Raw genomic sequence first — 15,161 nt, 5'->3', positions numbered from 1 at the left:
ATGCATGCCTACATATATAGGCGATGTCATTGGCATATTCARGAAAATACATGCCTACATCCAGCAAACCAAGAAAGCACCTATCTCATTGATTCCAGAGGGCTTATTGGCTGAAACCGGCGCACGCGGCGCTGGAACTTCGGTCTAGGTTCATCATCATGCACAGCACCGCACTCGTCCTCTTCTCCGGTGGCCAGGACTCCACCACCTGTCTGGCCGACGCGCTCGAGAAATACGAGCGGGTGGAAACCATCGGCTTCGACTACGGGCAGCGCCATCGCGTCGAACTCGATGTGCGCGGCCCCATCCTCGCGCACCTGCGCGAGCGCTTCGCGCGCTGGGCGCCGCGCCTGGGGGAGGACCACCTGCTGTCCGTCGACGTCCTCGGCCAGGTCAGCGCCTCCTCGCTGACGCAGGACATCGCGTTCGAGATGCAGGCCAACGGACTGCCGAACACTTTCGTGCCGGGCCGCAACCTGCTCTTTCTCACGCTGGCCGGCGCGCTGGCCTACCGGCGCGGGCTGGAGGTGATCGTCACCGGCGTGTGCGAGACCGATTTCTCGGGCTATCCGGATTGCCGCGACGACACCATGAAGGCGATGCAGATCGCGCTCTCGCTGGGCATGGACCGCCGCTTCGTCATCGAGACGCCGCTCATGTGGATCGACAAGGCCGCGACCTGGGCCATGGCGCTTCGGCTGGGCGGCGAGGCGCTGGTCGAGCTGGTCGTGGAGGACACGCACACCTGCTATCTCGGCGATCGCAGCCGTCGCCACGCCTGGGGCTACGGCTGCGGCAGCTGCCCGGCCTGCGAGTTGCGCGCGCGGGGCTGGGAGCGCTACGTGGCCTCGACCCGGTAGCGCGCGCCGACGCCCTCGGCTCGCGGCACCAGCGTCCAGCGCCGCTCGTGGAAGCTGCCGACCGAGGCCCGGTGCGCGATCGAGACCATGGCGCCACCGGCGATCCGGATGTCGGCGGCCAGGCGTTTGTACAAGGTCTCCTCGGCTTGCGTGTCGAGCGCGCTGGTGGCCTCGTCGGCGAACAGCCACTTCGGCTTCTTCAGCAGCACGCGCGCGATGGCGAGGCGCTGTTGCTCGCCGCCCGAGAGTTTCTGGCTCCAGGCGTCGCTGTCGTCGAGCCGCCGGGCCAGGTCGGGCAGCAATGCGTCGTCGAGCGCCTGGCGAAGGGCCTCGTCGCTGTAGTCGGCCGCCGGGTTCGGGTAGGCCAATGCGTCGCGCAGGCTGCCGTCCGGCACGTAGGGGCGCTGGGGGATGAACATGGCGTTGTCCGGCACGCTCATGTGGCCGCGGGCAAAAGGCCAGATGCCGGCGAAGGCGCGGAACAGCGTCGACTTTCCGCTGCCCGAGGGCCCCTGCAGCAGCACGCTGTCGCCGGGCTGCACCGCGAGTGCCGCGCCGGCCAGCAACTGGTCGCCGCCGGGGAGCGCGACGTCGAGGTCGCGGGTGTTCAGCGAGTTCGCGCTGTCGCGCACCAGCGTGTCGTCCGGCTTCGCGTACGCGCGCATGGCGTCGTCGAAACTGGTGAGACGGTCCGCGGTGGCACGCCAGACGGCCACGCGGTCGTAGTTGTCGACGAACCACGAGAGCGAGTCCTGCACCGTGTTGAACGCGCGGGCGATCTGCATCAGCTCGCCGAACTGGATGGCGCCGCTGAAGAAGCGCGGCGCGGCGATGAAGAACGGAAACACAGTGGCCAGTTGCGCGAACGAGGCGGTGAAGGCCACCAGGTTCTTCTGCTGCCTGATGAGCGAGAGATAGTTGCGCAGCACGCTCGAGAAGCGGGTGTCGAGCTGCGCGTGCTCGACCGCCTCCCCGCGGTCCAGCGCGATCGCCTCGCTGTATTCCCGCACGCGCACCAGGTGGTGGCGGAAGTCGGCTTCGTAGCGCTGCTGCATGAAGTTGAGTCCGATCAGCGGCCGGCCGATGTAGTGCGTGATGACCGTGCCGACCACGCAATAGAGCAGGGCGACCCAGACCATGAAGCCGGGAATCGTGAACTCGTGGCCGCCTACGTTGAACGCGGATGCGCCGGACAGGCCCCACAGGATGCCGATGAAGGTCATCAGCGTCACCACCGAGTTCAGGATGCCCATCGACAGCGTCACCGTGTAGTCGGTGAAGAGCTGCATGTCCTCCTGGATGCGCTGGTCGGGGTTGTCGGGGTTGGCCTGCCGGCCGCCGGCCGCGTCCGTGGGATCCTGGGCCTTCTGCGCGTAGCGCGCGAGTTCCAGCCGGTAGAAGGTGCGGTTGGCCAGCCAGCGGCTCATGTAGCTGCGCGTCATCCAGGCGCGCCAGCGCACCTGCAGCAGCTGCGTCAGGTAGTACTTGAACACCGCGACGCCGATCCCGGCCATGGCGATGTAAGTGAAGCGGGCGAGCTGGGTCCAGAAGACGGCCTGGTCCTTGTTCTGCAGCGCGTCGTAGAAGACGCGGCTCCAGTCGTTGATGAGCACCGACACGTAGACAGTGCCGAGGTTCAGGGCGACGACGGCGATCAGCAAGGCGCGCGCCTTCCATCGCTCTTCGGACCGGAAGTAGGGCGCGGAGAGTGCACCGATTCGGCGCAAGGTCGAGAGCATGCTCGTGGATCTTTTGAAGGCGGTCATGGGATGAACGTGGAGCGGCGCCGACGAGACGCGTTGCGCTCATCGTAGCGCCCGCGGGCCGGGCTTTCTTAAACGATGCTGAAGCGAGGACGCGGCGCGGGTCAGCGCGGATTGCTGATACCGCTCGACACATGGCCCGATGGCACGTGGCGGGCGGCCGCGTCCACGTGGCCGGTCTGGTCGTCGAAGAAGAAATCGGGTTCGAACTCGCGCAGGAACTCGCCCTTGGGCAGGCCGCCCAGGAACATGGCTTCGTCGACCTTGATGTTCCAGTTCATCAGCGTGCGGATCGCGCGCTCGTGCGCCGGCGCGCTGCGCGCGGTGACGAGGGCGGTGCGGATGCGCATGGCCGGACTGGCGGCTTGCTGCAGCCTGTGCAAGGCGGCGAGCAGCGGCTTGAAGGGACCTTCGGGCAAGGGGAGAAGGGCCTTGCTGGACTCGTGCAGCTGGAAGGCATCGAGGCCCTCGGCCTGGAACACGCGCTCGGCTTCGTCGCTGAAGAGGACGGCGTCGCCGTCGAAGGCGATGCGCACCTCGTTCGGGTAGGCATTGCTCGCATGCACCGATTCGACCAGCACGCGCGCCGCGGGAAAGCCGGCGCGCAGCGCCTCGCGCACGTCCTCGGCATTGACCGAGAGGAAGAGGTGCGCGCGCAGGGGCCGCAGGTAGCCGAAAGGCGGCCGGCCCTGGGTGAACACGCCGCGCTGCAAGGAGATGCCGTTGGCGATGCCGGAGCGGAACACCCGCATGCCCGAGACCGGATCGTTGCGCGAGAGGATCACGACCTCGACGCGCTGCACGCCGTCGTCGTTGAAGCGCAGCAGCTTGCGGACCAGCGAGTAGGCGATGCCCGGCTGGGCCGGCACGTCGAGCCGCTCCAGCTGGAGCTTCATGTAGCCCGCGTCGTCGCCGGCTTCGAAGATGCGGTTCTCTTCCTCGAGGTTGAAGAGCGCACGCGACGATATCGCCACAACAAGCTTGTCATCCAGCGTCACCGCCATGCGCCAGCTCCCCCGGAAGATGGAAGACGCCGCGCCGTCCCCTGCAAGGGGGTTGGCGGCCACACGAAGTGGGCAAGCCTGGGGGTGTTGCTCACTTGACGAACTGGTTGAGCTGGATGATGGGCATCAATACAGCCAGCACGATCAGCATGACGACACCACCCATCGCCACGATCAGCAAGGGCTCGAGGATGGTCGCCAGATGCATCGCGCGGCGCTGCACTTCCGCGCCCAGTTGGGCGGCGGCGCGTTGCAGCATGAGGGGCAGCGTGCCGGTCTGCTCGCCCAGGCGCGCGAACATCGAGACGATGCCCGGGAAGCGCTTCTTCTGGGCCAGCGCCGAAGCCAGCGGCGCGCCTTCACGCACCAGCACCAGGGCGTCGAGCGCGTCGGCGCGCATGGCGCTGTTGCTCAAGGTCTCGGAGGCGGCCTGCAGCGCGCGCAGGATGGGCACGCCCGCGGTCGCCAGCATCGCCAGCGTGCTGGCGAAGCGGGCCGCGTTGTAGCCGCGCGCCAGCTTGCCTACCAAGGGGAGGTTGAGCCACGCGGCGTCGAACTTCTCGCGGATCGCCGCGCGCGCGAGCGCCATGCGCGCGCCGATGACCGCGACCACCATGACGCCCAGCATCATCCATCCGTAGTTGCGCACGAAGGCGCTGAGCGCCAGCATCCCCACCGTGAGGATCGGCAGCGAGCGCTTGGTGCCCGCGAACACATTGGCCACCTGCGGCACGACGTAACTGACCAGGAAGATCACGATCGCGATGGCGACCAGCGTCACGATGGCCGGATAGAGGGCCGCGCCGACCAGCTTCTGCTGCAGCACCTGCCGCTCTTCGAGGTCGTCGGCAAGGCGCTCGAGCACCAGGCCGAGGTTGCCGCTCTGCTCGCCGGCACCGATCACCGCCGTGTAGATGGGCGAGAACTCGCGCGGATGCTGCGACAAGGCGCGCGCGAAGGGCGAGCCTGCGTTGACCTCGGCGCGCAGCGACGCGACCAGGTTGCGCTGCTGCTCGCTTTCGGCCTCGTCGGTCAGCGCGGTCAGCGCACGTTCGAGCGGCAGGCCGGAGGACACGAGGCCCGCGATCTGCCGCGTCCAGACGCTGAGCCCGGTCGAATTGAACACGCGCCCGCCGCCGAGCAGGCGGCGCCACCCCGCGGGCGCCGGCACGCCGCTTTCGACGCTGCCCACCACGGTGACCGACAGCGGGATGAGCGCCTGCGCGCGCAGGAGTCCCCGCGCGCTGCGGGCAGTGTCGGCTTCGAGGACGCCCTTGCGGGACTGGCCTCGCTGGTCTATGGCTTCAAACGAATAGGCGGGCATAGGGCTGTGGCGTCAAAATGCGCAATGGCGCATTGTCGGCGGTTGAGAGGTCTTTGAGGCGTACGGCTGTCACAACATCACTTCGAGGAATCTTCATGCTGATTCGCACTTCCGCGGTCGTCGTGGCGCTGCTCGGCGCGCTTGCGCTTCCCGCCATGGGGCAGTCCACCTTCAACGGCTTTCTGTGCTGCAACATGCGCACCGACGGCCACTGGATCAGCGACGGCAACTACGCCGAGAGCGGCAAGCGCATCATCCCCGTCGGCACGCCGACCCGCGTGATCGGCTACGGCCGTTACCGGGTGCAGGTCGAACTCGACGGCGGCAAGCAGGCGCTCGGCAACGATTACAGCCGGGACCTGGATCTCGGCGCCTTTGCGAAACGCTACGTGGTGAGTGAAGACCCGTCGCGAAAGATCGCGGGCTATCCGCCCAAGATCCGCGACGCGATCAAGTCGGCACGCGTGACCAAGGGCATGACGCGCGAGCAGGTCGCGATGGCGGTGGGCTACCCGATCACCAGCGAGAACCCGAAGTTCGAGGCGCCGCTGTGGCGCATGTGGATCAGCAGTTTCAGCGAATTCCAAATCCTGTTCGACAGCGCCGGCCGCGTACGTGAAGTGACAACGGACCCGCAAACCCGCAACCTCGTGGTTCTGGATTAGCGGGTTTCCTGGGGGCAGCCGGGCGTCGACCGCCTCAGTCGCGGGTGACACGCAGCAGTTCGGCACGCGAAGTCACGCCGGCCTTGACCAGGCGCTCTCCGTCTTCGCGCATCGAGCGCAGCCCGCCGCGTTCGGCAGCCACGAAGATCTGGCTCTCCGGCGCGCGGCTGTGGATGAGAGATTGCACCGTGTCGTCGGCCACCAGCAGTTCGAAGATGCCTGTCCGGCCCTGGTAGCCGGTGTGGCCGCATGCCTCACAGCCCACGGGCTGGGCCTCGTCCCCCGCGGGCGAGGGCGTCGCGCACACCGGGCAGAGCCTGCGGACAAGCCGTTGCGCCAGCACGCCGAGCAGGGATGAGCTCAGAAGGAAGGGCTCGACGCCCATGTCGGTGAGACGCGTGACGGCGCTGACGGAATCGTTGGTGTGCAGCGTGGCCAGCACGAGGTGGCCGGTAAGCGAAGCCTGGATGGCGATCTGCGCGGTCTCGAAGTCGCGGATCTCGCCGATCATGATCACGTCCGGGTCCTGCCGCAGGATCGCGCGCAGGGCCTTGGCGAAGGTCAGTTCGATCTTGGCATTGACCTGGGTCTGGCCGACGCCGTGCAACTCGTATTCGATCGGATCCTCGACCGTCATGATGTTGTTGCTGGTCGCATCGAGCCGGCTGAGCGCGGCGTAGAGCGTGGTGGTCTTGCCCGAACCCGTCGGGCCGGTGACCAGGATGATGCCGTGGGGCTGTCCGATCAGATGCTCGAAGCGGGCGAGCGTGTCGCCCTGCATGCCCACGGATTCGAGGGTCAGCTTGCTTTCCGTCTTGTCGAGCAGCCGCAGCACCGCCCGTTCGCCATGGGCCGAGGGGAGCGTCGAGACCCGAACGTCCACCGCGCGAGTGCCGATGCGCAGGCTGATGCGCCCGTCCTGCGGCAGGCGCTTCTCGGAGATGTCGAGGTCGGCCATGATCTTCAGGCGCGAGATCAGCGCCGCATGCAGTGCCCGGTTGGGCTGCACGACCTCTCGCAGGGTGCCGTCGATGCGAAAGCGCACCGACGAGGTCCGCTCGTAAGGTTCGATGTGGATGTCGCTGGCGCCGTCGCGCGCCGCCTGCGTGAGCAGCGCGTTCAGCATGCGGATGATGGGCGCATCGCCGGCACTTTCCAGCAAGTCCTCGACCGCCGGAAGCTCCTGCATCATGCGCGAGAGATCGGCATCGCTCTGCACCTCGCTCACGACGGCGGCGGCATTCGATTCGCCTTGCGCATAGGCGGCGCTGATGCGCTGCGCCAGCTCCTCGGGCGCCAGCGGCTCGAAGTTCTTGACTGCGTACTTGCGAAGCACTTCACCGACCGCGCTGCGCGGCGGGATCTGCGGCATGCAGAGCGTGTAGCTGCCGTCGGTCGCTTCTTCCAGCAGCAGTTGCTGGCCGCGCGCGAAGGCATAGGGCAGGGGGTAGCGCACGGCGAACCTCAGGGCAGTTCGCGCGCCGTTGACGGGTCGGCGGTCGGCGGCAATGCGCCCTTGAGCGGGGCGGTGTTGAGAGGCACGTCGGTCGGCATCAGCGGCGGCGGCACGAGGCGGGTGCCCTCGATGCTGCGATCGGTCTTGCCCTGTGCCGGCGGCGGCAGCGGCGGCAGTATGTTACTTTCGTTCACGTTGTTCATGAACACGTGCTTCTCGGGCTGGGACGTCTGTTGCAGGCTGCGGATGGAGTCGTAGCGGTCGTAGGTGAGCTGGTCGCTGGTGGCCCCGTCGCGCACCACCACCGGGCGAAGGAAGACCATGAGGTTGGTCTTCTTGCGCGAACGGTTCTCGCTCTTGAAGAGGTTGCCGATGATCGGGATGTCGCCGGCCAGAGGGATCTTCTCGGTGCTGTTCGAATACTCGTCCTGCAGCAGGCCGCCGATCACGATGACATTGCCGTCGTCGACCTGCACGGTCGATTCGATGCTGCGCTTGTTGGTGGTCGGGCCGTTCAGGGCGTTGACGGTCGCCGCGGCGATGCTCGAGACCTCCTGGTAGATCTGGAGCTTGACGGTGTTGTTCTCGTTGATCGTCGGGCGCACGCGCAACGTCAGGCCCACGTCCTTGCGCTCGATGGTCTGGAAGGGATTGACCGTGTTGGTGCTGCTGCCGGTGTTGGTGTACTGGCCGGTGACGAAGGGGACGTTCTGGCCGATGACGATCTTGGCCTCTTCGTTGTCCAGCGTCAGCAGGTTGGGCGTGGACAGCACGTTGCCCTCGCCGTTGCTCTGGAAGAAGTTTGCCAGGAAGCCCAGCACGTACTGGCCGTTGATGCGGTGGCCGATGCCGAAATTGAGGCCGGTCGCGGGCCGCGTTGCCGAATTCCGGGAGGCGAGGCCAATGGCCAGGTCGATGATGCTCGGCCCGGAAAGGCTCGAGTTGGTGCCGATGACGCCGACGTTGGTGCCGTTGTTGCCGAGGGCGCTCTGCCACTGGATGCCGAATTCCGCTGCCTTGTCGGCGTTGACTTCGACGATCAAGCTCTCGACCATGACCTGCGCGCGCTTGCCGTCGAGCTTGTCGATCACGGCGCGCATCTGGCGGTACTGCGGCTCGGGCGCGGTGATGATGAGCGAATTGGTCGAAGGATCGGCCTGGATCTGGCCGCCGGTCGAGGGCTGGTTGGCGTTGTTGAGCGGGGCGCTTGCGGCGGGACTGCTGGACATGCCGCTTTGGCCCGCGGGGTTCAGCTGCTGCAACTGCTGCTGCGCCTGGTTGAACCCGCCTGGCGCAGTCGTGCCACCCGCGGCGCCGCCCCGCGCATCGGCAGCCATCGCCGCGCGCAAGGTCGTTGCCAGCTTGACGGCGTCCGCATTCTTCAGATAGACGACGTAGACGTTGCCCGCGTCGCCGTTGTTGCTTTCGAGCGCCGGCTTGTCGAGCTTGGCGACCAGCGTGCGAACCAGCTGTGCGCGCGCGGGATTGGCCGCGCGCAGGATCAGCGCATTGCTGCGGGGCTCGGCCAGCAGGGTCGTGCGGAACGAAGCGTCCGTGGTGCCAGGGGCGCCGGCCACGGGGCCGGTGGCCGAACCGCCCTCGATCAACCGGGTGACCAGCGGCACCATGTCGGTCGCGATCGAGTATTTCAGCGGGATCACCTCGACGTCGGACGCATTGGGCACGTCGAGCGCGGCGATGATGCGCGCGAGGCGGCGCATGTTCTCGGCGTAGTCGGTGATCACCAGCGAGTTGTTGCCGGGGTTCACGTTGATCGTGTTGTTGGGCGCGATCAGGGGCCGCAGCACCGGCAGCAGGTTGTTGGCCGGCTCGTAGTTGAGCTTGAAGACCTGCGTGACGATCTGGTTGCCGCTCAGGGTTGCCGTGCTGGACGTATTGGTCGTCACCGCATTGCTCTGCAGCTTGGCATCGGCCTCGGGCACCACCTTGTAGAGATCCTCGGATTGCACGATCGAGAAGCCCTGCAGCCGGAGCGCCGCCGCGAACTGATTGAAGGCAGCTTGCGGAGAGACGGCGCGATCGGTCTGGAGGTTGATGGTGCCCTTGACGCGCGGATCGACCACGACGTCGCGTCCGGTCACGACGGCCATGGTCCGGGCGACGGATTCGATCTCGGCATTGGTGAAGTTCAGCGTGATCGGCTCCCCGCGCCTTGGCGCGGAAGTGTCTTGCGCGAACGCGGATGATGAAATGCACGCTGCGATCAGGATCTGCGCGGCGAGCGCGACGATGCCGATGCGAGCGCTGGTCAAAGGCTGTTGCTTCATGGTCAACCCAGTGTGATGAGCGAGCGCGCTCCCTGGCGCCGCCCGATGATGTTCAACAAGTTCGAAAGTGCGTCTTCGCGCCCGGGCGCGGCACTGGCCTCGCCATCGAATCGCAGCGCGTCGCCGTTCCACCGGCCGCTGCCGGTGAGCTGCAGGCTGCCTTCGCGAGTGGTCAGCAGAAGGGTGGGCGAGGGCCCCCCATCCAGCGTGATTCGGTAGCTTCCCATGGGTTTCAAGGTGGAGAGACTGGATGAGATATCGGTGGCGTCGAGCACGGCCCGACCGGCGAGCCCCAGCTCTGGGCCATTCCATCGCATGGTGAACGCTTGCGTGGAAATGTCCAAGACGCCTTCGAGTTTCAATGTGTTCCACGGCGCGCCGAAGCCGCCCAGCAGCGCGGCCGGCCAGCGCGACTTGCCATCCTGCCATTCGAGTTGCACGCCGCTTGCATGGGGGCGTGCCTTGAACTCCAGGGGCTGCGCTGCGCAACAGGGAACGTCGAGTACGGTGGTCACGCTGTTCCAGTGCGGTCGCAATTTCCAGCCCAGCAGGCCGGGCAAGGAGATCGACTCGACACCGGTGCCGCCGCTCGAGAAGACGACGCCAGCGCTTCCGTTCCAGATCGTGCCGCGCGCGTTGACCAATTGCAGGTGACCGTCGGTCCAGCGTTCGACGCCGGCGGCGAGCCAGCGCGCCGGCGCATACAGCGCAAGCGCGAGGGGGGCGCCAAGCAACGCGCCGAGCACGGCCCAGCGCGTGCCGGAGGCGCCGGCGGAGGAGGGAGCGCTTCGTGTCGCCATGAGGTGAGCTGTCAGCGCGCCGGAATGCCCATGACCAGCGCGCCGTCCCAGCGGACGACGGACGAATCCGTGGCCTTCGCCGCGGCCACGGGGGACGCGGCGGGCGGTACGCCGGGCGCCGGGTTCTGGGCAGCGCGCGTCAGATGGACTTCACGCGGGACTGCCCGCGCGTTGCTGCGGGCCTGCGTGAACCATTGGGCCAGCGCGTCGGCCGGGGTGGCGCGCAGCGTGATCGTCACGTTCTCCCCGGCGCCGGAAGGCTGCAACTGGGCGTTGGCCCCGAGGCTCTCGCGCACGGACGTCTCGAGCCCTCGCATGGCGTCTTCCCTGCTCGCGCGCGGCTGCGCCTGCAAGGCTTTGGCTTGCGTTTGCAGGTTGGCCATCTGCTGCAGCTGCGCATCGAGCTGCGCATGTTCCGCGGGCGCGGAGGACAGCGTGCGCAGCGCGGGTGCCAGCGCCATCCACCAAAGCAGCCCCAGCACCACGAGCACGGCGGCTATCCGGATCATGCGCTGTTCGCGCGGCGCGAGTTCGGGCCACCAGGCCTGCCAGCGCGCTTCCAGTGATTCGAACCACTTCATCGCGGCACCTCCGCCTGAACCAGTAGCAGGTCGCCCTCGCTGCGCGCGTTGTAGCCGCGGGCGGACAAGGTGCTGGCGAGGTTGTTCACTTCTGCGGCCTTCAGGCCCAGGCCGCGCAGTCGCAGTTGGCCGGCGCTGAAGTCGACCGCGGTCGGGACGCGGCCCTCAGGCAGGCTCGCGGCCAGGGCGCCGAGCATGGGTTCGAGATCGTTGGTGGAGACACCGCCGGTGGCCTGCTGCAATGACGCGACCTCGCGCGTCATCTGCAGCGGTGCATCGACCACCAGTTGCACGGAAGGGAAGGTTTGCGTGAGGATGCTGCGCACCGCGCTGCGCTTGGCTTCGAGCGCGGCGCGCTCTTTCCAGGCCCAGGCGTTGACGCCGATGATCTGGGCCAGCACCAGCACCAGAGCGCCCCAGCGTGCGGCGCGCCATTGGGGGGCATACCAGACCGAGCGCCACAGGGCGGCGGCCTTCTTGCTGGCGCGCGCGCGTCCGGTGGATGCGAGGTCGAACTGCGCGAGATCCCAGGCCGAGCGGCTGGCCTGCAACCAGCGGGCTGCCGGCTTGACGATGGGCACCCGGCGCTGGAGAAGGCCTTCCGCCAACTCCGCGACGGCGGGTTCAGCCAGCGCGGGCGTGTCTTCGGGCAGCGGGCCGGCCAGTGCGATGCCGGTGTGGTCGAGCGGGAAGCTGGCCACGCCGTCGGTGCCGCAGATCACGAGGTGCGCATCGTCGGGCTCTCCGATGGCAAAGGCCATTGTCGGAGCGCCAGGCGGCTGAGGCGTGAATTCGGGAAGGATGCGCGTGACCCGGCGCCCCGCGGTCTCCATGGCCTGCACGGCACTGCGCAGCCAGACCCGGTTGCAGACGGCGACCCATATGGGCACGCCGACCTTGGCTTCCGGCTCCAGCGCGAAATGAACCTGCTCGGGCTCGTCGAGGAGGCGATCTTCGAGGAGTCCGCTGAGCACCGAACGCAGCCGCGCCGTGCTGCTCATGCTGCCTTGAGGCAAGGTCAGCTGGTGCCAGGACAGTGCTGCGGCCGGCACGCACAGGGTCAGTTCTTCACCGGCCGGCAACAGTGCCGGGAGGGCGCTCCCCTGTGAGCGCAACTTGCGCCCGTCGCTGGACCAGACCGCCCAGCCGTATTCGCCGCCGGGAGCGGCGGGCGGGATAGGAATGGTTACAAAAAGAACGGGCATGAGAGTGTGGCAGGGGGGCCGCTATTCTAGAAGCAGGACGCTGGACGCTACAGTTTTGATAGCGTCTTTTACATATGCTGCGGGCGGGCGGGGATTTTTAACCGAGAAATATGACGAAGCCCGCCGCTTCATGACTTCGGGGGCTGTACCGTGGCGCCCGCGCCACGCTCCCGCCAAACGATGCTCACCTCGATGCCTTGCCGCTTGAGGAGCGAGAGTTCTTCGACCCAGATCCGGTCGAGGCGAAGCCGCCCGTGGACCTCGAAGTAGTTGCTCCCGACGCTGAACGCGCCGCCGCCGAACTGCGCGCCACCTTGCTGGCCTCGCGACACAAGCGCATCCGCATCGGCGGGGTTGCGGAAGTAGTTGCGAGCGCGCTGGGCCACGATCGTCTTGGCGCTCGCGAGATCGAGATTGGGCGCACTCGCATAGATGGCTTCTGCGCTCGCCGTATTGAGGTTGAGCGGCGTGGACTCCGGCAGCACCGTCACATATGGTTCCAGCGCGGTCACGGTCGAAGGCGAAAGGCCCAGCCAGACGAGTTGGGAGGTGTGCAGAGGCATGAGCGGGCCAGTGGCAGCTGCGTCCGCGTTCGATGTCGTGGCGGTGGTGGTCGTCCCCGTGTTGGAACTGGTGCTGGCGCCGGTGCTGGTATTCGCGCCCGTCGTGCCGCCCGCGGGCGCCGCGCTGGCGGCGGGCAAGGCGCGTTGCAGGTTGGCGGTCATTACCGCCACTTCCTGAGCAGGCAGGCCTAGTAGCTCGAACAGCTTGGTGAATGCCTTGACCGACTCGACGACAGGGGCGCCGTTCTTCACCAGGTTGAGCACATTGAGCTTGGACTGCGCATCGACGATGGCGCCGGATAGGTAGGCTTCGGGGAGACCTTCGAGCGCGTCGCTCGCGACGTTCTTTTCGGCCGACAGGAAGCTCGAGAGCTTGGCTTCCGCCAGCGGCACCGCCCAGGGCTCCGCCAGGTGGTCTGCGGCGCCGCCGGCGCGGGCGTCCTCGCGCAGGATCAGGCGCGACCAATCGAGGGCGCCGATCAGGACCCAGCTCGACTGAATCCGTGCACGCTCCGCGGATTCGACCTCGATCGCGCGCCATTGCTGCCACAGCGCGGCCGCGGCGAAGGTCGCCACGAGCGTGACGGTGAGCATGGCGGCCAGCAGCGCCGCGCCCGACTGGCGTCCGCGTGCGGCCTGGCGCGTCCCGGGTGAGGAATGGTGGGGCTGCTTCATGACTTCGGCACCGAGGCGGCAGGGCGCACCCAGTCGCGCGTGAGCACGCCCGTGAGGGCGGAGCCGGGTGGCAGGCTCAAGACGAGCCGGACGCCGTCGGGCATGGGCGTTGCGGTTCCCAAGGCTTCGGCGCTGACCGCTGGCGTCCAGGCGTCGTTATGGAAATAGAACAGCTGCCAGTCCTCCAGCGGCATCAGTGCGACTTCGGCGCTCCGCATTTCGTTGCTGCCGTCCTGAGCCCAGGCGCTTGCATGGTCCCAGGCCTGTTGCCATTCCTCCCGGGTCGTAAGGCCGGGCGATTGCCATCGGCGCCAGCGTGTTCCGGTGGCATCCGTGCTGATGGTCCAGGCCACGACGTAAACGGTGGGTGTCGCGCTGTCGGTGCCGCGCCGCGTCAGTCGCAGGACGCGGCCGTCCCAGTCCATCGCAGGCGTCCGGGACAGCGTTACCGTGGCATCCAGATCGGCGCTCCACTGCGCCAGCGTGGTCTGCAATGCGAGCACCGCATCGCCCCGCTCGCGGTTCATGCCCTGGGCGCGCGCCATGCCGTCCAGGCCGCGCCAGCTCATCAGGGCGAGCAGCGCCATGACCGCGATCGCGACCAGCAGTTCGATCAGCGTGAAGCCTCTTGAGCGGCGCATCAGTAGCGTCCCACGACGGTCGAGACCTGCAGCACAGGAGCCGCGTCGGCATCGCGTACCTGAACGTCGACGCGGCGGAAGTTCGGGTTCAGCGTCGGTGTCGTCGAGACCGTGACGGCGAAGTTCACGTTGGCCTGGATGCAGGTCGAGCCCGAATCGCCCACCGCGGGCAGCACCCGCGCGAGCCGTGCCTTGACCAGTTCGTTCTCCGCGCACAGCTGCGCGAGCAGGACGTCCGACTGTCGCTGCGCATTGCGCGTGAGCGCGGACGTGGCCTGCGAACCGGCCAGCAGGGCGATCGCGACGATGCCGAGCGCGACAAGCACTTCGATCAGGGTGAACCCCGCGTTGCGGCGCTGGTGCGTCATGGCGAAACCACCGCGAAGGGGCGCAGCCCGTCGGTCCCGATGCGAACGGTATGGGGCTGTGGGCCGTCCGCCGTGAGCAGCACCTGCTGCGCCGCAATGATCGGATCCGGGCCCAGTTGCAATGCAGCGACCGCGGTTCCATCGGCCGCCAGCGGTTGTGCTTCGATGTCACTGGCGAGCCAGGCGGTCGGCAGGCTGCCCGTGGGCAGGCCGTCGAAGACGAAGTTGCCCGGACCTTGAGGCGTCAGTCGCCAGCGAACGGCGATGCCGCTCGCCCGCGACTGCGCGCGCGCCGATTCGAGCAATGCAGCGAGGCGTTCTGCTTCACGGTCGAGCGTGGCCTGCCCGGAGTCGCGCAGCGCCAGCCCGACGCCGGCGGTCCCCAGCGCGATGATGGCGATGACGACGAGCAGTTCAAGCAGCGTGAAGCCGCCGAGGCGGCGGGCGATTGCGAATCGGCGGCGGCAGGGCCTACTGCCAACTGCCGATGTCGGCATTCTTGCCCTCGCCGCCAGGCTGGCCGTCGGCGCCGAGCGAAAGCACGTCGACCTCGCCCTTGATGCCGGGATTCATGTATTGGTAGGGCCGGCCCCAGGGATCGTTCGGAAGCTTTTCGACGTAGGGCTTCCAGTTCGGCGCGGCGGGACCCGTCGTGGGCCGGGTGAGGAGAGCCTGCAGGCCTTGCTCGTTCGTGGGATAGCGCTGGTTGTCGAGTCGGTAGAGCTTGAGTGCCTGCATCAGATTGTTGATGTCGGTCTTGGCTGCGGTGACGCGGGCGTCGTCCGCGCGTTCAATGACGTTCGGCACGATGAGCGCCGCAAGCACGCCGATGATGACCAGCACGACCATCAGTTCGATCAGCGTGAAGCCGCGTTGGATGGTGCGCGAGAGGGAGGGACGGGGAAGGGACATAAGGAAAGAATTGGACAGAATGAGCGGGCCTGAAGACGCGCTCGCCATATGATAAT

15 protein-coding genes are annotated in these 15,161 nt (G+C 67.4%); 2 read left to right on the top strand and 13 right to left on the bottom strand.

Annotation, left to right across the window (positions count from 1 at the left end; translation table 11 throughout):
• The first annotated feature begins 158 nt into the window (after positions 1-158).
• Positions 159-860 carry a 7-cyano-7-deazaguanine synthase QueC gene (gene queC, locus AC1DNF_RS06735; protein ID WP_478147777.1) on the top strand — a complete coding sequence of 234 codons (702 nt, stop codon included), beginning with the start codon at positions 159-161 and terminating at the stop codon, positions 858-860.
• On the opposite strand, the gene AC1DNF_RS06730 is transcribed toward queC, so the two are convergent.
• The 3 genes from AC1DNF_RS06730 to gspF form a co-directional block, all read right to left on the bottom strand.
• Complete coding sequence (locus tag AC1DNF_RS06730) at positions 839-2,626, bottom strand: ABC transporter ATP-binding protein/permease (RefSeq protein WP_478147776.1); 1,788 nt, start codon at positions 2,624-2,626, stop codon at positions 839-841. The genes queC and AC1DNF_RS06730 overlap by 22 nt on opposite strands.
• Positions 2,627-2,727: 101 nt before the next feature.
• Positions 2,728-3,627: a 5'-nucleotidase gene (locus AC1DNF_RS06725; RefSeq protein WP_478147775.1), complete on the bottom strand. Its 900-nt coding sequence runs from the start codon at positions 3,625-3,627 to the stop codon at positions 2,728-2,730.
• A gap of 91 nt (positions 3,628-3,718) precedes the next feature.
• Positions 3,719-4,951: a type II secretion system inner membrane protein GspF gene (gene gspF, locus AC1DNF_RS06720; RefSeq protein WP_478147774.1), complete on the bottom strand. Its 1,233-nt coding sequence runs from the start codon at positions 4,949-4,951 to the stop codon at positions 3,719-3,721.
• 95 nt (positions 4,952-5,046) lie between these two features.
• Between gspF and AC1DNF_RS06715 the strand changes: the two genes are divergently transcribed.
• Positions 5,047-5,616 (top strand): hypothetical protein, encoded by a 570-nt coding sequence (locus AC1DNF_RS06715; protein ID WP_478147773.1) that lies wholly within the window; start codon positions 5,047-5,049, stop codon positions 5,614-5,616.
• Between the two features lie 34 nt (positions 5,617-5,650).
• On the opposite strand, the gene gspE is transcribed toward AC1DNF_RS06715, so the two are convergent.
• From gspE to gspG, 10 genes are all read right to left on the bottom strand, one after another.
• Entirely contained in the window at positions 5,651-7,072 is a 1,422-nt protein-coding gene (gspE, locus tag AC1DNF_RS06710; protein WP_478147772.1) for a type II secretion system ATPase GspE, read from the bottom strand.
• A gap of 8 nt (positions 7,073-7,080) precedes the next feature.
• Positions 7,081-9,360: a type II secretion system secretin GspD gene (gene gspD / locus AC1DNF_RS06705; RefSeq protein ID WP_478147771.1), complete on the bottom strand. Its 2,280-nt coding sequence runs from the start codon at positions 9,358-9,360 to the stop codon at positions 7,081-7,083.
• Between the two features lie 2 nt (positions 9,361-9,362).
• The gene (gspN, locus tag AC1DNF_RS06700; protein ID WP_478147770.1) at positions 9,363-10,160 is read right to left on the bottom strand and encodes a type II secretion system protein N; all 798 of its coding nucleotides are present in this window, start codon (positions 10,158-10,160) and stop codon (positions 9,363-9,365) included.
• Between the two features lie 11 nt (positions 10,161-10,171).
• Positions 10,172-10,741: a type II secretion system protein GspM gene (gspM, locus tag AC1DNF_RS06695; protein ID WP_478147769.1), complete on the bottom strand. Its 570-nt coding sequence runs from the start codon at positions 10,739-10,741 to the stop codon at positions 10,172-10,174.
• Complete coding sequence (gspL, locus tag AC1DNF_RS06690) at positions 10,738-11,946, bottom strand: type II secretion system protein GspL (RefSeq protein WP_478147768.1); 1,209 nt, start codon at positions 11,944-11,946, stop codon at positions 10,738-10,740. The genes gspM and gspL overlap by 4 nt, the downstream gene beginning before the upstream one ends.
• A gap of 128 nt (positions 11,947-12,074) precedes the next feature.
• On the bottom strand, positions 12,075-13,184 hold the full coding sequence (gene gspK, locus AC1DNF_RS06685; protein ID WP_478147767.1) for a type II secretion system minor pseudopilin GspK: 1,110 nt from the start codon (positions 13,182-13,184) through the stop codon (positions 12,075-12,077).
• Entirely contained in the window at positions 13,181-13,825 is a 645-nt protein-coding gene (locus tag AC1DNF_RS06680) for a PulJ/GspJ family protein (RefSeq protein WP_478147766.1), read from the bottom strand. The genes gspK and AC1DNF_RS06680 overlap by 4 nt, the downstream gene beginning before the upstream one ends.
• Entirely contained in the window at positions 13,825-14,193 is a 369-nt protein-coding gene (gene gspI / locus AC1DNF_RS06675) for a type II secretion system minor pseudopilin GspI (RefSeq protein WP_478147765.1), read from the bottom strand. Before gspI ends, AC1DNF_RS06680 begins: the two co-directional genes overlap by 1 nt.
• The gene (locus AC1DNF_RS06670; protein ID WP_478147764.1) at positions 14,190-14,690 is read right to left on the bottom strand and encodes a prepilin-type N-terminal cleavage/methylation domain-containing protein; all 501 of its coding nucleotides are present in this window, start codon (positions 14,688-14,690) and stop codon (positions 14,190-14,192) included. The genes gspI and AC1DNF_RS06670 overlap by 4 nt, the downstream gene beginning before the upstream one ends.
• Entirely contained in the window at positions 14,665-15,105 is a 441-nt protein-coding gene (gene gspG / locus AC1DNF_RS06665) for a type II secretion system major pseudopilin GspG (protein ID WP_478147763.1), read from the bottom strand. Before gspG ends, AC1DNF_RS06670 begins: the two co-directional genes overlap by 26 nt.
• Positions 15,106-15,161: the final 56 nt, after the last annotated feature.

It is taken from the genome of Variovorax sp. 01T432 (assembly GCF_056398605.1).
Note: the sequence above shows the minus strand (reverse complement) of the source record. Positions and strands in the feature narration are given on the sequence as shown.